Annotated in this window: 19 protein-coding genes and 1 pseudogene; 10 read left to right on the top strand and 10 right to left on the bottom strand. The window is 70.3% G+C overall.

The genetic code is table 11. From position 1 onward, the window contains the following. Nucleotides 1-26: 26 nt before the first annotated feature. Nucleotides 27-2192, bottom strand: coding sequence for a VWA domain-containing protein (locus M0R80_14225; GenBank protein MCK9460792.1), 2166 nt, complete (start codon nt 2190-2192; stop codon nt 27-29). An 89-nt stretch (nt 2193-2281) separates the two neighbouring features. Beyond that, on the bottom strand, nt 2282-2926 hold the full coding sequence (locus tag M0R80_14230; GenBank protein MCK9460793.1) for an L-threonylcarbamoyladenylate synthase: 645 nt from the start codon (nt 2924-2926) through the stop codon (nt 2282-2284). A 156-nt stretch (nt 2927-3082) separates the two neighbouring features. Between M0R80_14230 and M0R80_14235 the strand changes: the two genes are divergently transcribed. Next, on the top strand, nt 3083-3628 hold the full coding sequence (locus M0R80_14235; GenBank protein MCK9460794.1) for a DUF3782 domain-containing protein: 546 nt from the start codon (nt 3083-3085) through the stop codon (nt 3626-3628). 31 nt (nt 3629-3659) lie between these two features. Here M0R80_14235 and M0R80_14240 read toward each other — a convergent pair. From M0R80_14240 to rpsO, 6 genes and pseudogenes are all read right to left on the bottom strand, one after another. Then, nucleotides 3660-3785, bottom strand: a pseudogene (locus M0R80_14240) (GIY-YIG nuclease family protein). Next, nucleotides 3782-5002, bottom strand: a complete 1221-nt coding sequence (locus tag M0R80_14245) for a hypothetical protein (GenBank protein MCK9460795.1) — start codon at nt 5000-5002, stop codon at nt 3782-3784. Before M0R80_14245 ends, M0R80_14240 begins: the two are co-directional and overlap by 4 nt. A 134-nt stretch (nt 5003-5136) precedes the next feature. Beyond that, nucleotides 5137-5364: a type II toxin-antitoxin system HicA family toxin gene (locus M0R80_14250; protein ID MCK9460796.1), complete on the bottom strand. Its 228-nt coding sequence runs from the start codon at nt 5362-5364 to the stop codon at nt 5137-5139. Continuing rightward, a complete protein-coding gene (locus M0R80_14255) occupies nt 5361-5579 on the bottom strand; it encodes a type II toxin-antitoxin system HicB family antitoxin (GenBank protein MCK9460797.1) in 219 nt (72 codons plus the stop codon). The genes M0R80_14250 and M0R80_14255 overlap by 4 nt, the downstream gene beginning before the upstream one ends. 118 nt (nt 5580-5697) lie before the next feature. Then, complete coding sequence (gene pnp, locus M0R80_14260; GenBank protein ID MCK9460798.1) at nt 5698-7914, bottom strand: polyribonucleotide nucleotidyltransferase; 2217 nt, start codon at nt 7912-7914, stop codon at nt 5698-5700. Nucleotides 7915-8085: 171 nt separating this feature from the next. Beyond that, complete coding sequence (rpsO, locus tag M0R80_14265) at nt 8086-8358, bottom strand: 30S ribosomal protein S15 (GenBank protein MCK9460799.1); 273 nt, start codon at nt 8356-8358, stop codon at nt 8086-8088. A gap of 166 nt (nt 8359-8524) precedes the next feature. Here rpsO and M0R80_14270 point away from each other — a divergent pair, with 166 nt between their 5' ends. From M0R80_14270 to xseB, 4 genes are read left to right on the top strand one after another with little or no spacing between them, the layout of a single operon-like run. Then, nucleotides 8525-8920 (top strand): hypothetical protein, encoded by a 396-nt coding sequence (locus M0R80_14270; GenBank protein MCK9460800.1) that lies wholly within the window; start codon nt 8525-8527, stop codon nt 8918-8920. Beyond that, nucleotides 8907-11435, top strand: a complete 2529-nt coding sequence (locus M0R80_14275; GenBank protein MCK9460801.1) for a hypothetical protein — start codon at nt 8907-8909, stop codon at nt 11433-11435. The genes M0R80_14270 and M0R80_14275 overlap by 14 nt, the downstream gene beginning before the upstream one ends. Further along, nucleotides 11432-12913, top strand: coding sequence for a hypothetical protein (locus M0R80_14280; GenBank protein ID MCK9460802.1), 1482 nt, complete (start codon nt 11432-11434; stop codon nt 12911-12913). The genes M0R80_14275 and M0R80_14280 overlap by 4 nt, the downstream gene beginning before the upstream one ends. A 45-nt stretch (nt 12914-12958) precedes the next feature. Further along, nucleotides 12959-13204 carry an exodeoxyribonuclease VII small subunit gene (xseB, locus tag M0R80_14285; GenBank protein MCK9460803.1) on the top strand — a complete coding sequence of 82 codons (246 nt, stop codon included), beginning with the start codon at nt 12959-12961 and terminating at the stop codon, nt 13202-13204. A 32-nt stretch (nt 13205-13236) separates the two neighbouring features. Here xseB and M0R80_14290 read toward each other — a convergent pair whose 3' ends face one another. Both M0R80_14290 and M0R80_14295 read right to left on the bottom strand, forming a co-directional pair. Beyond that, nucleotides 13237-14157: a hypothetical protein gene (locus M0R80_14290; GenBank protein MCK9460804.1), complete on the bottom strand. Its 921-nt coding sequence runs from the start codon at nt 14155-14157 to the stop codon at nt 13237-13239. Nucleotides 14158-14174: 17 nt separating this feature from the next. Next, entirely contained in the window at nt 14175-16535 is a 2361-nt protein-coding gene (locus M0R80_14295) for a sulfatase-like hydrolase/transferase (protein ID MCK9460805.1), read from the bottom strand. Nucleotides 16536-16688: 153 nt separating this feature from the next. On the opposite strand from M0R80_14295, the gene M0R80_14300 reads away from it, so the two are divergent. From M0R80_14300 to M0R80_14320, 5 genes are all read left to right on the top strand, one after another. Then, nucleotides 16689-18173, top strand: a complete 1485-nt coding sequence (locus M0R80_14300; protein MCK9460806.1) for a hypothetical protein — start codon at nt 16689-16691, stop codon at nt 18171-18173. Nucleotides 18174-18237: 64 nt separating this feature from the next. Beyond that, nucleotides 18238-18876, top strand: coding sequence for a hypothetical protein (locus M0R80_14305; GenBank protein ID MCK9460807.1), 639 nt, complete (start codon nt 18238-18240; stop codon nt 18874-18876). Further along, on the top strand, nt 18873-20447 hold the full coding sequence (locus tag M0R80_14310; GenBank protein ID MCK9460808.1) for a hypothetical protein: 1575 nt from the start codon (nt 18873-18875) through the stop codon (nt 20445-20447). Before M0R80_14305 ends, M0R80_14310 begins: the two co-directional genes overlap by 4 nt. Continuing rightward, nucleotides 20444-21496, top strand: coding sequence for a hypothetical protein (locus M0R80_14315; GenBank protein MCK9460809.1), 1053 nt, complete (start codon nt 20444-20446; stop codon nt 21494-21496). The genes M0R80_14310 and M0R80_14315 overlap by 4 nt, the downstream gene beginning before the upstream one ends. A 25-nt stretch (nt 21497-21521) precedes the next feature. Further along, entirely contained in the window at nt 21522-21926 is a 405-nt protein-coding gene (locus tag M0R80_14320) for a hypothetical protein (protein MCK9460810.1), read from the top strand. Nucleotides 21927-22042 lie beyond the last annotated feature (116 nt).

The following is a 22042-nucleotide window of genomic DNA, read 5'->3' on the forward strand; positions in this document are numbered from 1 at the left end:
ACAATAGGGGTCGGGGGAAGGCCGGGCTACCGCGGGTCCTCGGTGGGCAGGGCGCCGGGCCAGGATGGCGGCGGCGGGGCGAACTGGCGCTTCACCGGGTTGCGCGGGCGCTCGTAGCGCGAGCAGAACTTGCCCCACAGCTCGAGCACGCGCTGCGACTCGGGATCGGACTCGAGCCCCTCGGCGAGCCGCGCGAGCTCCTCCCGCCCGTCCTCGCACGCCTGCCACCCGCCGGGATCCTGCCACGAGCCGGCGTAGGTGGCGTACATCGCCGGGATCGGCAGCATCGCCATCTGCGCGAGCAGATCGATCCAGGCCATGACGAGGCGCCCCTTGCGGACGTTGTAGGCGTCGCCCTCGATCTCCCCGAGGTTGAACGCGTACTCCTCGACGAGCTCGTCGCCGGTCTCCGGATCCTCGTACTCGACCGAGAGCATCAGGTCGTCCTGGCCGCGCAGCTTCCCGCCGCGCGCCATGAGGTCCGAGAGGAAGAGCTGCGAGGTGTTGGCGAAGTAGTGGATCGCCTGGACGTCCTCCTTCACGGTCGAGCTCTCCTCGCCGTAGAAGACGTTCATCCGGAGCGACCGCGGCTGGTGCAGGAGGAAGTGGACGTCGAGCGCCGTCGTCTCGATGAGCGAGATGAACCGCGGGCCGAACACCGCGTCCACCTCGGCCGGGGAGCCGAGGAACACGTACGCGCCCTTGCCGCGCTCGGTGAGGCGGTCGAGCAGCTCGTCGTTGAACTCGGAGCCCACGCCGACGCCGGACAGCCGGATGCGGCGCTGGTCGTAGTACTTCGACACCGTGGCGATGATCCGCTCGTCGGTGACGCCCGTGTTGGTCAGCGCGTCCGTGACGAGGACGACGCGGTTCGAGTGCTCGGGCAGGTAGGCGCGGTCCGCGATCGCGTAGCCCAGGGTCAGGCCCGAGTGGATGTCCGTCGCGCCGCGCGGTCCGAGCAGGTCGATCGCCCGCTCGAGCTTCTGCATGTCGTCGCGGCCGACGACGAAGTTCTCGACCGGCGCGCAGACGGTGTGATCGAACGCCACCATGTGGACGACGTCGCCCCGCTTGAGCTCGGCGAGGCTGCGCCGCAGGCCCTGCTTCAGGTACTCCATGCGCCCCTCGGCCTGCATCGAGCCGGATCGGTCCACGACCCAGGTCAGCGCGACGTTGCGGCGCGTCTCCTTGGTCACGGGGCGGCCGCGCACCGCGAGCGCGAGCGTGTAGATGCCGGCCTCGCGCGGGTCGGCGGCGACGTCGGCGAGCACCGAGAAGTCGTCGTCCGGGCCGACCTCCCGCGTCTCGAACGAGAAGTAGTTGAGCAGCTCGTGCGGCCGGATGTGCTCGAGCGGCAGCGGGAGGAAGTTGTCGACCGCGAACATCACGCGCTGCGCGGACGAGAGGCTCATCGAGTCGTCGTTGGAGAGGTAGATCTCGGCGCCCCAGTCCTCGTACTCGGAGAGCGGCTCCGCTTCCCGGTCGTCCTCGCCCGCGGCGATCCGCGCGTCGTGGTCGCCGGCGAGCTTCTGCTCCTCGTCGCGCGGCGCGGAGGAGACGGACGACGAGTCGGCGACCTCGGCCGGCGCGGCAGCCTCGGCGGCGGGTACGCTGTATCGCGCGGCAGCGTCGGGCGCCGGCGTCGCCGTCGGGGTCGTCGGCTGCTGGGAGTACGACGGCGGCGGTCCGGACGGCTGCGACGCCGAGGCCCCGCCGGTGCCGATCGATCCCCCGCCGACCAGGTCGTCGAGCCCGGTCGCGCCGCCCCCGGAGGCGGCCTTCGGCTTCGCGTCCTTCTTGGGCTCGGCGGGCTTCTTGTGGACGCCGCCGCCCTTCTTCACGCCGGACGAGTCCTTCGCCTTGCCGGGCTTCGCCCCCCCGTAGGGCGGGGTCGCGACCTGGGACTCCTCCTTCTCGTGCACGCCGAAGCAGCCCTCGAGGTTCATCCGAAGCTTCGGCAGGGCCGACAGATCGCCGGGCCCGGACCAGACGGCGCGGCCGTGGGCGCCGTGCTGCTTCGGGGTGAACTTCTGCGCCGGCGCGTCGTAGACCTCGTGCTGCGCGCCGCCGGCCCCCCCACCCGCGATCCGGGCCTCGTCGCCGCCGCCCTCCTGCACGTCGCCTTTGAGCGACGGCCCGCAGCCCGCGACGGCGAATACCGCCGTCCACATGAGAGCTCTCGTCCTGTGCATGTGTGAACCTCCCGTTCCCATAGGAAAACGTGCCCGGTATCGACGCCTCGAGGGGACGGAAGATCTATATCATTTAAAGGGCGCCTGCTCTACGCGCCGAGTGCGGCCGCGATGCGGTCCTCGCCGACGGCTCCGGCGCGCACGATCTTCGGCATGCCGTCGCTTACGTCGACGAGGGTCGATCTCGCGGAGGGCGCCACGTCGCCCTTGTCGACGAGCAGCTCGACGGTGCGGCCGAAGTTCTTCTTGATCTGGGCGACGGAGTGGGCGCCGCCCTTGTCGGCCAGGTTCGCCGACGAGACGATCACCGGCCGCCCGAGCGCCAGGAGCGCTCCCGCCGACACCTCGTCCTCCGGCATCCGGACGCCGAGCCAGCCCTTGGCCTTGGTGAGCGGCTTGCGCACCTTGGGATCGATGCGCTCCCCGGCCTTGAAGAGCAGCGTGAGCGGGCCGGGCCACAGCTCCCGCATCAGGCGCTTGGCCTCCTCCGAGACCGCGTCCACGACGCGCTCCACCCAGGTCGCGTCCGGGACGAAGACGAGCGACGGCGCGTTCTTGACGCGGCGCTTGGCCTGGAGCATCGCGGTGACCGCTTTCGGCGACGCGAGATCGGCGAACAGCTTGTAGCCGGACGGCGTCGGCACGCACACGAGCCCTCCCTGCTCGAGGACTGCGCCGACTTCTTCGTATTTCTTGGGGTCTTTCGAGATTTCCGGAAAGGGGATGGTTCTCAATGGTTTCTCCCTCCACTGCACATTGTGCAACAGATCGGGGCAAAGCGCTATTCCCGCGGGAGGCTGTCTCTTTTTCGGAAACCTTTGGCGAGAACGACCGATACAGACGGTGCGTGGCGCGGTGCCGCGCGATATACTTCCGGAGGAGGGCGAGAGATGGAGCGCGAAGTTTCGACCGCGGATCTGAGACGGGTGATGGACGAGCTCGCGGAGCAGACGAAGGAGACCGATCGCAGAATGCGCGAGACCGACAGGAGGCTCGCGGATCTCGGCAAGCAGATCGGCGGGCTCGGCAACCGGCTCGGCGAGTTCGTCGAGGGCGTCGTGCGGCCCGGTCTCGTCCGGCTCTTCCGCGAGCGCGGTATCGACGTCCGCGAGACCCACCGCGATCTCGAGGCCGAGCGCAACGGGAAGAAGGCGCAAGTCGATCTGCTCGTCGTGGACGACGCCGAGGTCGTGGTCGTCGAGGTCAAGTCGAAGCTGTCGCAGCGCGACGTCGAGGAGCACCTCGAGCGGCTGGCGCTGTTCAAGGAGCTGTTCCCCCGCTACGCCGACGCCCGCGTGCTCGGCGCCATGGCGGCGATGGTGATCCCGGAGAAGCAGGCCGCGTTCGCGGAGGGCGCTGGGTTGTTCGTCATCGGTCAGGCCGGCGACGACGCGGTGTGCCTCAACTCCGAGGGGTTCCGGCCCAAGGCCTGGTGAGGCCGGCCCGTTTCTCTGCAGCACAGCTCGACTCCCTGGTGAAGTCCGCGGCGATCAGGTCGCCGTTGGCGCTGCCGAAGTAGTTGATGCTGTCGGTGAGATCCTTGCCGACGTAGATCTTCCCGTTGGGGTAGGTGATCTTATAGATGACCTTCATCTCACCGCCGCCGCTTCGGTGCAGTCTCCGACCCCGCTCTCTCGGAGGCGAGAAAGAAGTTCCGCGGCCTTCGTGCAGTCGCCGAGGGAGGAGTACGCGGACGCGAGTTCGAGAGCAGCCGCACGAACACAGAAATATAAGTTACTCGTCGAGTCGTTGCCCCACTGTAAATCGTTCTTCGCAACGGATTCCCAGGCCGCAACGGCCTCGTCGTACCTACCCAGACCCCACAGTGCGTGAGCGCGGAAGTACGAGACGAACAGCCCTTCTCGGACTGCAGCAGAAACCTTGGGCTGTGAATCACAGGCCGCGAGAGCCGCGCCGAAGTCTCCACGAGTCAATGCCATCCCCGCGATCATCGCCACCGCCGAGGCCGCCAGCCGGCTTTCCGGGTACTTTTCCCGCTGCTCTTCGAACCGTCGGATCGAAGGGTCTAGTTCTCCCGCCGGGGAGCCAGGGAGTTCTTGTGTCGCGCCGAGCCAATCGAGAACCCCGAGAGTGAAAGGCATCTTTTCGCCCCTCGGGTCATCAGGATACGCGCGCAGAAACAGCTCGATTGCCGTCTTCGCGTTCTCTGCTGCCGCTGAGGAGACCTTGAGAAAAACGATTCTTTGAAGCCGCATCTTGTCGGGCGCGAGGCTCGCTTCATAGGGTTCCCGGCAGATGCGGTCTTCGAGACCGATGACCAACATTTGGAAAGACAGCGCATCGTGAAGGAAGTGATCGGCCAGATGATGGGCGTATTCGGGGTTGGTCTGCTCTCCGCGCCAAGTCTCGGAAAGAACCTTCTTCCAGTTGAGCAGACTGCTGTCGTCCCTGCAGAGATCCCTTCCAGGGAAACAAGAACGCCATTCCCTCCCTAGCTCGGACGAAGCAAAACCAAACAGGTCGGCATTTCGGTCGGCAAAGCCCAACGGTTTTTCAGAACTGGCGGTCGCCTGACACGCAGACGCGCTTTCCTGAAGTGCACGTGAGATACACGGTCGGTCGGAACTCGAACTCGGGACAGAGGATGGAACATGAATTCGACAGATAAGTTCGCGTTCGGCTACAGCGATACCGGTGCCCTCCTCGTCCACGCCCCCGTCGGTTTCGGTCGCCGGTTCAGGAGCAGCGGGCGTCTCGACTGGTGAAACGGCACGGCTCGAACCGCAGGCGACAAGCAGGACGGCGGAGAGAAGCGAAACGATCTTCAAGACATGGGCGAAGCAGCTCATCGGTATCCCCCTCCGACCCGAGCAGAGTACCAAGGAACCTCAGTCGGTGTCGATTCCGGCGAGCCGAGCTGGCTTGAATACCCCTGCCGAACGGGTAGTGACGCTGTACCGTACCGATGGCGCTTGGTCGGTCGTCACCCTTTTCGCTTCACGTACTCGCCGATGCTCAGGTTCGCCTCGCGCAGGATCGTGCGGATGAGACCACGTCCGAGGTTCTCTCCCTTGTGGACGGGTACCACGATGCTGCGTCCGTCCGGGTGCGCCAGGAACACGTGGCTCCCGCGCTGGCGGACTCTCGCGAAGCCCAACGTCGCGAGGAGCGCGCACATCGCCTGCCCGGTGATCAGGGGCAGACGGCTCATGCCACCTCGACCATGTGGGCGCCGACGAATCTATGCTGCTGGATCGGTGTGCGGCGCTTCTTGGCCACGTCGAGGTACAGGCGGATCGCCTCTTTGATGCGCCTCTCGACCTCGACGAGCGAGGCGCCCTGCGTGTGGCATCCCGGAAGGGAGGGCACGTGCGCGATGAAGACGCCGTCCTCGTCCTGTTCGACCAACACGGAAAAGCTGCGCATGGGCCACCTCCTCGAAGAAAAGTAGAGCACGGTCAGCCTCGCGGCAAGCTGTTCCTGGCGTTAGCGAAACGGCGATGGACGGAATGGACGGAGTGGACGGAGTGGACGGGGGAGGGAGCTAACGGCGACCGCCGCCGCCGCCGCCGGGTCGCCCGCGCCCGCGATCGCCGCCCCGGCCGCCGTCACGCCGCGGGCCGCGATCCCGATCGCCGCCCTCGCGCGGGGGCCTCGGGGGCCGCTCGACGTACCCCTCGGGCTTCTCGAGCAGCGCCTTGCGCGACAGCCGGATCTTGCCGGTGGAGTTGTCGATCTCGAGCACCTTGACGCGCATCGTGTCGCCCTCGTGGCAGATGTCCTCGGTCTTCTCGACGCGCTCCCAGGCGAGCTCCGAGATGTGCACGAGGCCGTCGACGTTGGGCAGGATGTTGACGAACGCGCCGAAGTCGGCGATCCGCGCCACCGTGCCCTCGAACTCCTCGCCCGGGGTCGGCTCGCGCAGGAGGCCCTGGATGATCGCGACCGCCTTGGCCGCGGCCTCGGCGTCCGGGGTGGCGATGAGCACCGTGCCGTCGTCCTCGACGTTGATGTCGACGCCGGTCTGCTCGACGATGCCGCGGATCATCTTGCCGCCGGGGCCGATGATGATGCGGATCTGATCCGGGCGCACCCGGAGCGTCGTGATGCGCGGCGCGTGCTTGGACAGCTCCGCGCGCGGCTTGTCGAGCGTCGCGAGCATGCGATCGAGGATGTGGAGCCGGCCGACGCGCGCCTGCTCGAGGGCCTTCTCCATGACCTCGCGCTTGAGCCCCTTGATCTTGATGTCCATCTGGACGGCGGTGATCCCCTTCGCCGTGCCGGTGACCTTGAAGTCCATGTCGCCGAGGTGGTCCTCATCGCCGAGGATGTCGGAGAGGATCGCGGTATTCTGACCGTCGGTCATGAGCCCCATCGCGATGCCGGCCACCGGGGCCGTGATCGGGACGCCGCAGTCCATGAGCGAGAGGCAGCCGCCGCACACGGTCGCCATGGACGACGAGCCGTTCGACTCCGTGACCTCGCTCACGATGCGGATCGTGTACGGGAACGATTCGCGCGAAGGCAAAATCTTCTCGAGCGCCCGCTCCGCGAGCGCGCCGTGGCCGATCTCCCTGCGGGACGTACCGCCGAGGCGCCGCACCTCGCCCACCGAGTAGGGCGGGAAGTTGTAGTGCAGCATGAACTTCTTGAAGCTCTCGGTGTACAGCCCGTCGAGGCGCTGCTCGTCGGTCGAGACGCCGAGGGTCGTCGTGACGATCGCCTGCGTCTCGCCGCGGGTGAAGAGCCCGGTCCCGTGCACGCGCGGCAGGACGCCCACCTCGCAGGTGATCGGCCGGATGTCGGTCAACCCGCGCCCGTCGATGCGCATGCTCGTGTCGAGGACGCGGCGGCGGACGATCTCCTTCTTCAGGGAGCTGACCGCGCCGGCGATCTCCTTGTTGCGCTCCGGGAACTCGGCCTCGAGCGCCTTGACCGCCTCGGCCCCGAGCTGGTCGATCCGACCGTACCGCTCGTGCTTGGCGCGGATCTGGGTCGCCTCGTCCAGCTTGGCCGCGTACAGCTCGCGGACGCGCGCGGCGAGGGAGGCGTCCTTCACGGGCGCCGCGAACTGCCACTTTGGCTTGCCGACCGACGCGCGCATCGCGTCCTGGAGCTCGAGCAGCGGCTGGATCGCCGCGTGGCCGAACTCGAGCGCCTCGACGACGTCGCGCTCGGAGATCTCCTTGCCGCCGCCCTCGACCATGAGGATCGCGTCGCGGTTCGCGGCGAGGATGATGTCCATGTCGCTCTTCTCGATCTCCTCGAGCGTCGGGTAGGCGACGAACGCGCCGTCGACGCGGCCGATGCGGATCCCGGCGAGCGGGCCGAAGAACGGGATCTCGGAGAGGTGCAGCGCCGCGGAGGCGCCGGTCAGCGCGAGCACGTCGCCCTTGTTCGCCCGGTCCGAGCTGAGCAGCGTCGCGATGATCTGCGTCTCGTTGACGAAGCCCTCCGCGAACATCGGCCGGATCGGCCGATCCATGATGCGGCACGTGAGGATCTCGTCCTCGCGGGGCCTGCCCTCGCGCTTGAAGAAGCCGCCGGGGATCTTTCCGCCCGCGTACTGCCGCTCCGTGTACTCGCAGGTGAGCGGGAAGAAGTCGATCCCCTCGCGCGGCGAGTTCGACGCCACGGACGTCACGAGCACGAGCGTGTCGCCGAGGCCGACGAGCACGGCGCCGTTCGCCTGCTTGGCGATGCGCCCGGTCTCGAGCGTGACCTCCTTGCCGTGGATGTTTACGCTTTCCCTGATGAACATGGGCACATGCCGACCTTCCCGCCGGCTTCCCGCCGGCAAAGGGCCATGTGCTCGCCGATCCGGAGGAGGTTAGCCCTGGTCTTTACCCGCGTTCAGCGAACGCGCGCACAGAACAAGACTAATGATTCCAACGAATCCCAACACATGGTTTGAATCGTTCGGGGAGCCGCCCTACTTCCGGATGCCGAGATCCCGGATCAGCTTGCGGTACCGTTCCAGGTCGGCGCGCTTCAGGTAGTCGAGCATGTGGCGCCGCTTGCTGACGAGCTTGAGCAGCCCACGCCTCGAGTGGTGATCCTTTGCGTGCGTCTTGAAATGATCCGTCAGGTACGTGATCCGTTCCGAGATGAGCGCGATCTGGACCTCCGGCGAACCGGTGTCGCTCCCGTGCTGCCTGTACCTGGAGATGATCTCCTGTTTCTTTTCCGTGTGAAGCGCCGACATATGGTGACCTTCGTCTCCTTCCGCCACTGGCGAAGCGGCATTATCTTCATCCGCCGAGGTCGCGTCAACCTCATTTCTGCCTCGCCAGGGGGTCTTCTACAACGCGCCCGGGTCCTAGGCAAGAACAACTGCGGCCCCGCGGATCAGTTGTGCTAAGGTGCCGTCCATGCGCGTCCTCGGCGTCGCGGGCTTCGTCGCCCGGTTCGTCTGGCGATACCTCGCGGCCGCGGCCCTGGTCGCGGGTCTCGCCGCGGCGATGATCGGGGTCGCCGTGGGCGGGACCGGGCCCGCCCCCCAGCAGCCGCTCGAGGGATGCACCGTGTCCGGGGGGCGCGTGTCGCTCGAGTGGAACAAGGGGACGCGGAAGGAGCCCGTGACCCTCGAGGTCTCGGTGGGCGATCCTTCCTTCTCCAAACCGATCCTGAAGCGCGTGGTCACCGGCACCACCCACAACCTCAACGACATCCGGCCCGGGAAGACCTACTACTGGCGGCTCCTGCAAGGCGGCGAGGCGGGGCCGACGGCGAGCTTCGAGGTGCCGGCGAACCATGTCCAGCTCTGAGAGACCCGAGCCGGTTCGCGGCGGCCGCCTCCGCGGGCTCGGGCGGCGGCTCCTCGGCCTGCTGGCCGCCCACGGGCACCACCTCCTCCCCGCGGCGGCCGCGGTGGCGTCGATGAGCACGATGTGGATCCTCGTCGGGCCGGTGCTCAACCGCGCCGGGGACGACCTCTACCACGTGATGAACGAGTACGCGATCGCGCACGGTGTCGCGGCGGGCGACAACCCGTTCGGGCCGCTGGGCGTGGAGTTCGGGCAGCCCGTGCTCCGCTTCTACCAGGCGCTCTTCTACCTGAACACCGTCGCGTGGAACCTCTTCGCCGGCCTCGACATCCGGTTCGTGCACAACACCGCGATCGTGGTGTGCTTCGCGCTCTCGCCGTTCGCCTACGCGTACTTCCTCCGCAAGCTCGGGCTGGGTCGCTGGACCGCCGGGGTCGGCGGCCTCCTGTCGATGATATCCGTCGCGGCGTTCGGGAACTCGTTCGAGGCGTACTTCGAGGCCGGGATCGTCACGCAGTCGATGGGCGGCCTGTTCCTGCCGTGGTTCATGGGGAGCTTCATCGGGATGCTGCGCGGCGAGAACCGCGCCTCGACGACCGCGTTCCTCTTCGCGCTGGCGTTCCTGTCCCACGCCATCATGTCCGTGTACGCCGTGTTCGCGGGCGCGCTCTACCTCGCCGTCACCGACATCGGCCTCCGGCGCAACCTCGCGCGCCTCGCGGTGTTCGCCGTGCTCGGCGCCGCGCTCGCCGCGTTCTGGGCGTTCCCGTTCATCGAGCACACGAGCTCGATGCGGCCGATCCCGGACTCCGTCATCCGGGGGCGGGGCGTGCACTGGTTCACGAGCGTCTCGCGGTCCGAGCTCGCCATGGTCGCGGGCACGGGGCGCCTGCTCGACGATCCGCCGCGCAAGGGCGACGCGCGCGACGCGAACGACAAGTTCATGGACCGGATCAGCATCATCGGGACGCTGAAGACGCGCCCCCCGGTGCTCACGATCCTGACGGCGTTCGGCGCCCTGGTCGCGCTGGCGGGCGTCCGGCGCACGTCGCGGCGCTTCCTGCTCGCCGGGCTCGCGTTCTCGCTCATGCTGTTCGCCGGGCCGGACGACTTCCGCTGGCTCGGGCACCTGCCGTTCATGGACGCGATCCAGGCGTTCCGCTGCACGTACCTCGTCGAGCTCTTCGCCTTCGGCCTCGCCGCGCTCGGGGTCGGCGCGATCGGCCGGGCCGCGTACGCCCTCGTCGTCACGCGCCGGCGGCTCTACGCGAGGATCCCCGCGACCGCGGTCTTCTGCCTCGCCCTCGCCGCGGGGATCGGCTGGACCTGCGCCGAGATCGTGCTGCTCGGGATCGCCCACGTGAACATCCGCCCGACCTCGGGCCTGGACGAGGTCGTGGACTCCGCCTCGAGCCTGTCTCGCGACGGCTACCCATTTCGGATCGGGGTGAAGTTCAAGGCCGGGATCCAATCGAAGATCCGCCAGGGGTGGCTGGCGGCGCACGGCTTCTCGCCGTACTGCACGCACTGGAAGGGCACCGGGCCCACGGCCGCGTACCACCTCTGCGTCGGGCTGTCGGGGCCGGCCCGCTCCGGGGCGCTGTTCTCGATGATCGGCGCGCGCTGGTTCACGGGGTCGGGCAAGGAGATCGAGCCGCTGCTCGACGCCACGGACCAGGACGGCGCGTCTTCGCTCGAGCGCCTGCCGAGCGGCAAGAGCCGCCGCTCGAAGAAGCCGTCGTCGGTCGCGCTGCTCGACACGGGGCACGACCACTTCCTCCGGCCGCTCGTCGGCCGGCCGTTGCCGGTCGTGTGCGCCGACGATCAATGGATCTGGCTCCAGAAGAGCTGGCTCTCCAAGTACCGATCGAGCCTCTGGGACGAGCGCACGCCGATCCCGATGCGCGTCCCGGCCGGGGCGCTCGAGGAGAGCGGCCTGCTCGGTGTCGCGGCGGCGGTGCTGTACCTCGACCACGAGCGGGCCCGGGAGGACGCGGGCGCTTTGCGGCGCGTCGCGAAGAGGGTGAGGGTCATCTCGCCGCTGCCGATCGCCGGCGTGGCGATCGTCCCCACGGGGGCGAAGCCCGTGTGGTCCCTGCTGCCCGCGGAGCGCGGCCCGGCTCCGCGCGCGGCCGCGAAGGCCGAGGAGCGCGAGGAGTTGGACCCGGGCCTCGAGGTCAGCCAGATCGAGATGGTCGATCTGCGCAGGCGCACGTATCAGGATTTCGTCTTCGACGTGGACAACCTGCGGCCGGTGGTCGCCGTGCTGCCGATGGAGAACGCCCCGGGCTGGAGCGCGCTCCTCGACGGCAGGCCGTACCCGTCCTTCTCCGTGGGGCCCGACCTCGTGGGCGTCCACCTCCCGGCGGGCGCGCACCGGCTGGAGCTCGAGTGGCGCATGCCCCTGCGACACCGCCTCGCGCTGTTCACCTCGCTCGCCGCCCTCGTCGCCGTGCTGGGCGTCTGGTTCGCCGGCGCCGCGCGCGCGGTTCGCGGCGGCAGGAGGCGGCGTTGAGCGGAGGACGGGCGGAGCTTTGGCGCCTTCTCCCGATCGCGCTCGGCGCGTGCCTGGCCGCCCTCGCGTTCGCGTGGAACGCCGCGGACGCCGTGTTCGATCGGCCGATCTCCGTCGGGGAGGGCGCGGATCTGCTGGCCGCCCGCGCCGCGATGGGCGGCCGCGTGCCGGGGCGCGACTTCGCCTGCGCGGCGGGGCCGCTGTTCCCCTTCGTGGCAGGGCCGCCGCTCGCCGCGGTCGGCTTCGGGACGGTGCAGATGCGCCTCCTGAACGCCCTGCTCGCCGCCGCGGGGCTCCTGGTCCTCGGGATCGCGCTCGCGCAGCGCACGCGCCGGGCCGAGCTCGGCGCCGTGGCGGCGTTCTGCGTCGCCGCGTCCCCGCACTGGACGGGCGCGGTCGTCGCGGGCGGATCCGCAGGCCCCTCGACGGCGTTCTTCTGTCTCGCCGCTGCAGCGGCGCTGTCGACGACCCGGTTCGCGCCGCGTGTGGCGGCCCTCGCGATCGCCGGCGCGCTGGCCGTCGGGTGCGCGCCGCTCGCCTTCGTCGCGGTCGCGCCGCTCGCGATCTGCCTCGGCGCGGGGGCGGGCTCGCGGTGGCGACGGGTCGCCGCGGCGTGCGCCGGCGTCGCTGTCCCCGCCGCCGCCCTGGCGCCGTTCGCCGCGATCTCGCCGGACGGCGCGCTCGCCGACGCGTGGGCCGCCCTCTCGGCCGGCTCCGCCGCGAAGGCGATGCACGGCGTCGCGGCGCCGATGTTCGCGATCTCGCCCGGCGCGGCGCTGGCGCTCGCCGCGGGGCTCGTGGCGTCGCCGTCGCTCGTCGCGGGCAGGAGGGTCGTGGAGCTCGGCGCCCTCGCCGCGGCCGCGGCCGGGGTGGCCGTCGCGATCGTCGTCCCCGGCGAGGATTCACCGACGGTCGCGACGGTCGCGCCGCTGGTCGCAGGAGCGGGGCTCGCGGCGGCGTGGACCCTGGCCCGCGGAGGCGGGAGCCCGTTGCGCCACGCCCTGTGGCTGACGCCGCTGATCGCGCTGTACCTGCCGATCCCGTCCGCCGGCCTCGGGGACGCCGGCGCGGAGACGGGGATGGTCGCCGCGTACGTCCGGGGCCGGGTCCCGGGAGGCCCGATCCTGACGCCGTTGCCCGCGATCGCCGTCGCCGCCGGGCGCGGGGTCCTCCCGGGGACGGAGCTCGGGGCGCACGCCGTGCTCGCCAAGGGGAGGGAGAAGGACGCGGCCCGGCTGCACCTGACGACGCTGCGCGCGCTCACCCGGGCCGTCGAGCGGCGGGCGCCGCGGGCGATCGTCCTGCACAGGTCCGACGACGCGCTCGACTTCGGCCGCGACCGCAGCACGGGAGCCCGGCACGCGAAGGGCGCCGTCCGGAGGTTCCAGCGCGCGGTCTTTGAGCGCTACGAGCGGGCGTTCACGACGCGATCGCTCGCGGTGTACGTGCCGCGGCGCGGGGTCGACGCCGGGCGCTGAGCTGTGGCATCTTCAGGTCGACTGGGGATGCGACGGAGGGACACGATGCCCAAGAAGGACGCCAAGGCCGAATCGCCGGAGCGCTCGTTCGACAAGATCCTCGAGGAGCTCGAGGGCGTGATCCGCGATCTCGAGGGCGACGTGCTCCCGCTCGAGGAGGCGCTCAAGAGGTTCGAGGCCGGCGTGGGGCTGGCGCGGGAGGGGGCGGCGCGGCTCGACGCCGCGGAGCGGCGCGTGGAGGAGATCCTGAAGGACGGGACGGTCGCGCCCCTGCCGCCGATCGACGAGTAGGGGCGAGGGCTCGCCTCGCCCTTGGGCCTGCATCATGCCCCGATCGCGAAGCCGAACATGATCACGGGCTCGATCTGCCAAGCCCAGACGTACGCTTCGTAGTCGTCTTCCCAGACCTCTTCGACGTCATCGTCGCTCGCCTTCCATTTGGAGAACGGGACGATCGCCGCGCCGACCGAGATCGGGATCGACATCTTGAAGCCGCTCAGGTTGAACAGGAAGATCTCGACGCAGAACCGCGGGAGAAGCTCGAACCCGTTGTACTTCTCCGGCTCATCGATGCCGACGATGCCCGGCTCTCCGTCCTCGATCCCCGTGCGGTGGTACCCGAGGTCGAGGCCGCCGCCGACCCACACCCGCGAGCCCACGAGGCCGCCGAACTTGAGCGAGGCGCCCACTCCGACGTGCAGGTGGCCGATGTCCTCGAGATCGTCGTCGTCATACTCGATAGCGTCGCTGTCCTCGATCCGCACGCCGATGTTCTCGCCCTTGCCGATGCGGAAGTACGGGCCGATGTGGAAGCTCGGCGACGCGGCCCACCTGGGCGCGACGTAGATGCCGCCGTATGGTCCCGTGCCGGCCGAGCGCGAGTCGACGCCCGCGTCTTCGAACCCGTCCTGATAATCGGAATCGTCGGACTTGATTCGCTTCTGCCCCCACGATCCGACGCCGATCATCGCGTCGAACTCGAGGTACCCCTTCTCGAACGCCGCGATCGGGCGGGGCTTCGGGCGGTTGAAGATCGGCTTCGGCGCCGGAGCCGGGCTCGCCGCGGCGGCGGGCGCCGGGGCGACCGGGGCGGGTGCGACCGGTGCCGCGGGCGTCACGCACTGCCCGTTTTCGCAGATCCGGTCCCCCTTGCAGTCGATGTCGGTCTTGCACTGGGCCGCGCCGGGCCGCGCGATGGCGGTGACGGCGAGCGCGATAGTGCACGAGATCACGAAGCGTTTCATGGTGGTTGCTCCTTGTTTCAGTGCCCCATGTAGCCGAGCGCCTCGAGCTGTGCCCGAGTCGCGGCGTCGATGCGGACGTCCTCGCTCGCGTGGTGTTTCTTCGGCGCCGCGCCCGTCTCACCCGCGCCGCCGGCCTCGATGAACCGGCCGAGGTGCGCGCCGAGCTGCTCGCGCATGAAGGCCAGGGCGATCGGCTGCGCGTCGCTGAGATCCCGCGTCTCGCCCGGATCCGCGGCGAGATCGAAGAGGGTCGTCGAGGAGCCCCGCACGATCAGCTTCAGCCGTCCCATGCGGGCGGCGCGCTGCCCGTCGAGGAACTCCGAGAAGACGGCGCGCGGGAAGTCGCCCGCCCCGCCGCGGAGGAGCGGCAGAAGGCTGCGGCCCTCGATCTCCTCCGGGCAGGGCACCGCGAGGATCTCGCACGCCGTGGGGAGCACGTCGACCAGCCCGACCTCGACGTCCGTGCGGCGGGCGGTCTGCGCCCCTGCGGAAGGCGGCCGGATGATCAGCGGCACGTGCAGGAGCTCCTCGTACATCGAGTGCCCGTGGCCGACGGAGCCGTGGTCGAAGAACTCCTCGCCGTGATCCGACGTGATGACCACGAGCGAGTCGTCGAGGAGCCCCGCGCCCTCGAACGCCTCGAACATGCGGGCCAGGTGATCGTCGTGGTAGCTGATCTCCCCGTCGTACAGCGCCTCGAGCCGCTGCTTGTCGCGGAGGGAGAGCCGGATCGCGCCGACCTTGATCTTCTCGAGGAGCTCCGCGGTGCGGGTCGGCTCCACCGGCCCGGTGTACGGATCGTCGTCGTACTTCGCACGGTACTCGCGCGGCGGCATGTACGGCACGTGGGGGTCGATCGTGTGCACGTACAGGAAGAAGCGCTTCTCCTTGGGGCGCTTGTCGAGCCACGCGATGACGTCGTCCGAGACGAACTGGGCGCGGTTCGGCTTGCCCTCGCGCACGTAGTTCGTCCAGGCGTCCCAGCCGCGCTCGAAGCCGAACTTGCCCGACACGTAGCCGTTCGCCACGAACGCCGCCGTCGCGAAGCCCTGGCCCCGGAAGTGCTGCGACGCGAGCGCGACCGACTCCGGCACCTTGTTCGTCTCGGTTTTCGTCCGGTGCGTGGTCGGGAAGAGGCCGGTCAGGAGCGTCGCGGTGGACGGCTTGGTCCAGTTCTCCTGGACCCACGCGCGCTCGAAAACCGTGGATTCCGCCGCGATCCGCCCGAGTTGCTCCGCCACGACGCGCGAGTCCGGGTCGTAGGGCCGCAGGTGATCGGCGCGCACGGTATCGATGAGGATGACGATCAGGTTCCTGGCCTGCTTGACCTCGGTTTCGGCTCTCGCGCGCGCCGGGACGTAGAGCCCGGCGCCGTCGAGCGCCACGTCGCCCACCTCGGCCGCCAGGGTGAGCGCGACCGCCTTTCCCGCCGACGCGCCGAGGCCGATCGAGAATCGTGCCCCGTCGCGCGGGGCGGGCCGCCGTTCGAGCTCCGCGCGCGCGCCGCCGTCCTCGCGGGCAGAGACGACGAGGGTGCCGCCGTTTTCGGAACGGAACGCGCCGCGCGCGATCGCGCCTTCGGGAATCGGGAGGTTGAAGGTCAGCGACTCCCCGGCCGACAGCACGAGCGTCCCCTCCTTGCCTCCGGCCTTCTCCCGGCACGCGTCGTACGCCGCTGCCGCCGCGCCGCCCTCGGATCCGGCGAAGGCCACGCGCACGTAGTCGACGGCGAGCGACGCGCCGCGGCCGTCGTGGGCGGGCTTGCGCGTGTTGAAGCGGAGCACGATCTCGTTGCGCCCGGCGCGCAGCCCTGCGCCGAAGCGCACGTCCGCGTGGCCGAACTCGGACGTCCCGAACTCGGCGTTCCCGATGTGCGCGCCGTTCAGGTACACCCGCCCGCCGCCGCCGCCCACGGCGCGCGCCCGGATCGCGATGGAGCCGCCGCCCGCTTCCGCTGGCGCGATGTCGAACACGATCTTCCCGGTCGCGCCGCTCAGGTACGTGAACGTCGTCCCGTCCTTTTCGTAGTCCCCGCGCCAGCCGGAGCGCCAGTCGCCGAACGTGTACTTGTGACGCGCCTCCGTCCCGAAGTCGATCAGCAGGCCGGACGAGCGGAGGTGCGCCGACGCGAGCCTCTCAACGAAGCCGAAGATCGGCTCGAACCGCGGCCCGCCGTCGCTCGTCGGGGTAGCGGGGGTCGCCGCTGCGCTCGTCGTCGGAGCGTTGCCCTCGGGCGCCGCACCGGAGTCGCCGGCTTCTCCCCCGGGGGGAGCGGGCCGGTCCGGCGCGAGATCCCGCCCGCCGTTGCCGCAGCCGGGCAGCGTGCAGGCCAGTGCCAAGAGGCCGAGGAAGGGACCCATGCGGCGCGCGGTGTTCATAGTCGAGCTCGCCTCCCGCTCCGCAGTGTAGCGGCATGGGAGGGCGACCGCCAATTCTGCGAGGAGGCGCAGCCGAAATCGCGCACCTCCCATCGGATACCGGCTATCATCGGGAGCGTCCGCGGGCGGCTGCCGCGGGATGAGGTGTCCTCGTTGCGCACATGGATCTCCCGGATCGCCTTCCTCGGGCTCGTCTTCCTCGCCCTGCCGCTCGTCCATTGGGCGACCCGGCCGCTCGCCGCGAGCGACGTGTTCTGGCAGGTGCGCACCGGCGAGATCGCGCTCGAGACCGGGACGTTCCCCGCGGCGGACCCGTTCTCGTACACCATGCACGGCGCGGCCTGGAACAACCACGAGTGGGGCTTCGAGCTCGTCGTCGCGCTGCTCCACGCCGGGTGGGGCTGGAACGCGCTGCGCCTCCTCGTGCTCGCGATCGTCCTCTCGACCGCGATAGGCCTCGTCGTCGTCGTGGGGCGGCGTGCGGGCGCGGCCGGCGCGCTCCTCGCGGTGGCGGCGTTCGCCCTGTTCGCGCGGTACAAGATGATGCCCGTCCCGCAGCTCGCCTCCATGGCGCTGTTCCTCGCGGCGTTCCACGCGTTTCGCGGCGGGCGCCTCGCCGCCTCCTGGAAGCGCACCGGGCTGCTCGCGCTCGTGATGCTCGCCTGGGGGAACCTCACGGCCGAGGCGCTCATGTTCCTGCCGTTCTTCGTCGCCGATCAGGCGCTCTATCGGCTCTCGCCGCGTCCGAACGAGCCCTTGCCGCCGCCGCCACGCCGCCACGCCCTGCAGGTCGCGATCGTCTGCGTCGCGCCGCTCGCCACGCCGCCGTGGTCGTCGACGCTCGAGTACGTCCTCTTCGGGCTGTCCACGCGGGGCGACGTGAACACGGAGTTCGCGCCGCTCTGGGCGCCCGCCACCGCGGTGACGCCGTGGGCCAAGCATGTCGCGGCCGTCCTCGTCGCCGCCTATGCGATCTGGGCGGTCCACCGCTTCCTCAGCGGCCGCGGTCGCCGGAGGGACGCCGCGCGGGAGATCGTGCCCGGGCTGCTCGCCTGCGCCCTCGCCGTCGCGTTCGAGCGCAACCTCTGGCTGCTCGTGCTGCCGCTCGGTCGTCTGCTCGTCGCCCTCGGGGGACGGGCGGTCTCCCCGGCGCGGCTGGCGATCGCCCAGGGCGCCGCGGTCGTCCTCGCCGCCGCGATCTTCCTGCGCTTCGCCTGGGTGCTCGGCTGGACGCCCGGCGCGGCGCTGGCCATCGTCGCCTCCGAAGAGTACCGTCGCGCGGAGTTGGATGCGGGGAGCCTCCCGGTCGCGTGCGTCGAGGCGCTCGCCTTGACGCCGTCCGTCACGCGCGTCTTCACGCTGCGCTCGTGGGCCGGCTACGTCATCTGGCGGCTCCCGCACGCGCGGGTCTTCATCGACGGCCGCAACCGCGAGTACCCGCCCGAGCTCCACCGCGCGGGCGCCCGGATCTGGGCCGGGAGCGAGGACGCCCTCCGCCTGCTGGACGCCACCGGGACCGAGGCGGTCGTCGCGCGGCCCGGATGGAATGAGCTGCCCCATGTCGCGAAGGGCGGCTGGGAGCTGCGCGCCCGCGGGCCCCGCTGCGCGCTTTTCGAGCGGTCGGATCGCGCCCGGTAGCCGCTTGCAGATTCGACTTCAACAGGTACAGTAGGGAAGACTTCCTTACAGGAGGGTCCCACCGATGACTCGACGGCCCCGTCTTTCGCGCCCCTTCTCCCTGGCGCTCGGCGCGCTGCTGGCGATCGCGCCAGCGGCCTGCATGGAGGTGCTCGACGACCGCGAGAACGACGGCGGCGCTTCGGACGGCGCGTGCGGGCAGTGCCACGGCGCCCAGGGAAACAGCGACGCCCACGCGGCGCACGTCTCGGGAAACGGCACGTACGGCAAGGCGTTCGCGTGCTCGGAGTGCCACCCGGTGCCGGCGAGCGGCGGGTACGACGGGACGCACCTGAACGCCGCGGTCGATGTCGTGTTCCCCGAGGGCGGGCTCGCGCGCGCCGACGGGGCGGAGCCAGTGTGGAGCAGTTCTTCCTACACCTGCGCGGGAGTGTACTGCCATGGCGCTACGCTCGGCGGCGGCACGCTCACGGAGCCGGATTGGTACGCGGGGAACTTGAACGAATCCCTCGGCGGCCCTTCGATTCCATGCGGCTCGTGCCACTCCATCCCGCCACCGTCGCCCCACCCGTCGGACGACGAGTGCAAGAGCTGCCACGAGGACGCGTACAACGACCACGCGTTGGATCCCGGTTTCCACATCAACGGCGAGGTCGATTTCGAGGACGAGGGAGAGGACGACGGCGTGGGGGCGCGGCCGTGAGGAGCGCCGCGCTCTCGGCGATCATCGTCGCGATCTACGCCGCGGCGGTGGTCGCACAGGAGCCGCTCGACGCGGGCGCCGAGGGGCCGGAGGCGCCGGAGCTCGAGGCCGACGCCGGGGCGCCCGAAGCGGACGCCGACGCCGAGCCGGTCGAGGAGCCCGTGGCCGCGGCAAAGGCGGGCGGGCCACCCGAGCCGTCTCTGAACACGCGCGTCTCCGGGAGGCTCCGATCCGAGCTGTTCCTCACGCAGCGGCCGCGCATGCGCAGCATCGGCGCCGGGCGGTACGCGATCCGCTCGGAGCGCGTGTTCCCGTTCTACGAGACGTTCGAGCTGCGCGCCGACGAGATCGGCGTGAAGGGGCTCTCGGTCCAGTTCCAGGGCTGGGCGGGTATCGATCTCGCGGACGTGTGGTTCGACAACCGCCTCGTCGCCGATCCGACGGTTCTATTCGTCCAGTATCGCGATCACGGCGCCGACATCCGGCTCGGGCGCCAGCTCGTCTACTCCGGCGCGACGCGCGGGCTGCACCTCGACGGCCTGGTCGCGGCGTACGAGACCCCGGCGCACGTCGGGATCGAGGTGCTCGGCGGCCTCGTCGTGTCGCCCGATCTCGGCCCGGACTGGTACCGCGATCCGCCGGCGTCCGCCGGGTACGACGACTACGGCGCCGGGTTCAGCGACTGGGATCGGGACGGCGACTACGCGGTCGGCGGGCGGATCTTCTACAGGCTCGCGGGCCGCGTCTCGGCCGGCGTGTCCGTGCTCGAGGTGACGGAGCTCGACGAGATCGATAGGCGGCTGTTCGGCGTCGACCTCGACTTCACGCCGCTCTCGTGGCTCGGCGCGACCGGCAACGCCGTGCTCGATCTCGCGGCGAGCCGCCTGCAGGAGGCGAACCTCGTCCTCGATATCCACCCGATCCGCGCGCTCTCGTTCGGCGCCGACTATAGGCACGCGGATCCGACGCTCTACCTCTCGCACATGTCGATCTTCTCGGTGTTCTCCACCGAGGAGTACGACGCGGTCGGCGGCGCGGTGAGGGTCCGGCCCGTCGAGTGGCTGGATCTCTACGCGGAGTACCACCATAGGTTCTACAGCTACCTCGATCGGCGCGGCGCGGCGGCCGATCCCGCGTACGCCGCGGTGGTGGACACTGGCTACGAGGTGGAGGGCGGCGCGGTCGCGCGGTTCGGCAGGACGCGCGCGGGCCGGATCGTCGCGGACTACACGCGCCAGGGCGAGTCCGACCTCGGCGTGCACCAGCTCCACGGCGGGCTAATCATCCCGATCGCGGTCGAGGGGCTGCGCGCGGTCGGCAACGGCTACGTCGACGTCTTCGACGACGCCTGGAACGCGCCGTACGGCTCGGTCGACGGCGTGTCGGGGGCGTCGAAGGTCCGGCGGCTCGGGTTCCTCGTCGACGGCGGGCTCTACTACGGAACCTCGAGGTTCGAGGTCGGCGGCTACGCCTCGCACTCGGCCACGCCGTACGTCCGGCAGGAGACGCGGGGGATGCTCAAGTTCCTCTACAACTTCGACGTGCGGTTCGTCGGGCGGGGGCGGCCATGACGCGCCTCTGCGGGAAACGCCTGCGCCTCCTCGCCGCCGCGGCGATCGTCGGCGCGTGCTCGGCCGCGACGAGGCAGGCGCCGGACACGATCGTCTTCTCGCACAACGTGCACGCCGAGCAGGGGATCGCGTGCGGCGACTGCCACCAGGGGCTCTTTGAGGACGCGGAGCGCGAGGTCGATCCGCTCATGAAGATGGCCGCGTGCGGCGACTGCCATGACGTCGGGAGCCCGGAGGGATGCGGCACCTGCCACACGAACGCGGGGGCGCCGGGCACGTACGTCGAGCGGCCCGAGACACACCTCCTCTTCTCGCACCAGCGCCACGAGGAGCGGGACGCGGACTGCGCGCGCTGCCACGGCGACGCGGCGAACGCGCCGACGATCACCGCGAAGAACCGGCTCCTGCCCGCGCACCCGGAGTGCAACGCGTGCCACCAGGACGACATGGACGCGGGCGACTGCAAGCTCTGCCACGATCGGCTCGCCCTGTACGAGCGCGCGCCCGAGACGCTCTACTCCCACGAGCCGGGGTTCTTCGATCGGCACGGGCTTGCGGCCGCGGGCGGCGCGGACGTGTGCGCCACGTGCCATGATCCGTCGTTCTGCTCGGACTGCCACGCGAAGACGATGACGGTCGTGCCGTCGTTCCGGATGCAGGAGCGCGTGGACCGCAGCTTCATGCACGAGGGCGAGTGGATCTCGCGGCACGTCTTGAAGGCGCGGTCGGGCGACACGAGCTGCCTGAAGTGCCACGGCACGACGTTCTGCGCCGCGTGCCACGAGCGGAGCGGGGCAGGGGCGGCGCTCGGGCGCGTGAGCCCGCATCCATCGACGTGGTTGCAGGCGGGCGGGGCGGACAGCCACAGCCGGGCCGCGCGGCGCAGGATCGCCGAGTGCGCGTCGTGCCACGACCAGGGGCCCGCGTCGGTGTGCGTCCGCTGCCACGCCTCGGGCGGCGTGAACCCGCACCCGCCGGGCTGGAAGCCGCCCGTATCGCGCGACGAGCGCCCGTCGCACAAGATGTGCGGGATCTGCCACGACGACTGATCGCACCTCACGCAAGGAGGCCCGGATGACGACCTGGAAGGCGCTCTACGGCATGGTCTGGCTCTGCTTCGCGACGCTGTTCGTCGCGGTGTTCGATCCGATCCCCCACAAGGGGCACGTGCACGCCGTGCTCGGGATCGCCGTCCTCGTCCTCGCGTTCCGCAACAGCGCCGTCCTCGCCCGCAGCGCCTGCCCGGCACGGCTGAAGCGGATCTCCGCGTCCACGGCGAAGATCTGCGTCTTCGCGCTCTTGACCGGCGCGGCGCTCGCGGTGCCACAGCTCGAGGCGCACAAGTGGATCGTCTACGTGATCAAGGCGTTCCACATCTTCGCGATCGGCGCGATCCTCGCCCAGACCGCGTCGGTCGCCACCGCGCACGACGTCTGGCACGAGCGCGAGTGCGAGCCCGGCCCGCCGCGGCAGGGGTGAGCGATCAGTCCGCCGTTGGAGGGGGCAGGGACGGTCGGCGCGCACCCGACGAGATGTCGAAGTCGCGCACCATCTTCTCGTAGAGCTCGATCTCGCGCCGCGGGCCTATCACGAGC

Source organism: Pseudomonadota bacterium (assembly GCA_023229365.1).
GTDB lineage: Bacteria > Myxococcota_A > Polyangia > JAAYKL01 > JAAYKL01 > JALNZK01.

Bases quoted from the DNA above. Each gene is read 5' to 3' on its own strand.
- M0R80_14225 (MCK9460792.1), bottom strand. From the start codon at position 2,192: ATGCACAGGACGAGAGCTCTCATGTGGACGGCGGTATTCGCCGTCGCG.
- M0R80_14235 (MCK9460794.1), top strand. From the start codon at position 3,083: ATGGAGCGCGAAGTTTCGACCGCGGATCTGAGACGGGTGATGGACGAG.
- M0R80_14245 (MCK9460795.1), bottom strand. From the start codon at position 5,002: ATGAGCTGCTTCGCCCATGTCTTGAAGATCGTTTCGCTTCTCTCCGCC.
- M0R80_14250 (MCK9460796.1), bottom strand. From the start codon at position 5,364: ATGAGCCGTCTGCCCCTGATCACCGGGCAGGCGATGTGCGCGCTCCTC.
- M0R80_14255 (MCK9460797.1), bottom strand. From the start codon at position 5,579: ATGCGCAGCTTTTCCGTGTTGGTCGAACAGGACGAGGACGGCGTCTTC.
- pnp (MCK9460798.1), bottom strand. From the start codon at position 7,914: ATGTTCATCAGGGAAAGCGTAAACATCCACGGCAAGGAGGTCACGCTC.
- rpsO (MCK9460799.1), bottom strand. From the start codon at position 8,358: ATGTCGGCGCTTCACACGGAAAAGAAACAGGAGATCATCTCCAGGTAC.
- M0R80_14270 (MCK9460800.1), top strand. From the start codon at position 8,525: ATGCGCGTCCTCGGCGTCGCGGGCTTCGTCGCCCGGTTCGTCTGGCGA.
- M0R80_14275 (MCK9460801.1), top strand. From the start codon at position 8,907: ATGTCCAGCTCTGAGAGACCCGAGCCGGTTCGCGGCGGCCGCCTCCGC.
- xseB (MCK9460803.1), top strand. From the start codon at position 12,959: ATGCCCAAGAAGGACGCCAAGGCCGAATCGCCGGAGCGCTCGTTCGAC.
- M0R80_14290 (MCK9460804.1), bottom strand. From the start codon at position 14,157: ATGAAACGCTTCGTGATCTCGTGCACTATCGCGCTCGCCGTCACCGCC.
- M0R80_14295 (MCK9460805.1), bottom strand. From the start codon at position 16,535: ATGAACACCGCGCGCCGCATGGGTCCCTTCCTCGGCCTCTTGGCACTG.
- M0R80_14305 (MCK9460807.1), top strand. From the start codon at position 18,238: ATGACTCGACGGCCCCGTCTTTCGCGCCCCTTCTCCCTGGCGCTCGGC.
- M0R80_14315 (MCK9460809.1), top strand. From the start codon at position 20,444: ATGACGCGCCTCTGCGGGAAACGCCTGCGCCTCCTCGCCGCCGCGGCG.
- M0R80_14320 (MCK9460810.1), top strand. From the start codon at position 21,522: ATGACGACCTGGAAGGCGCTCTACGGCATGGTCTGGCTCTGCTTCGCG.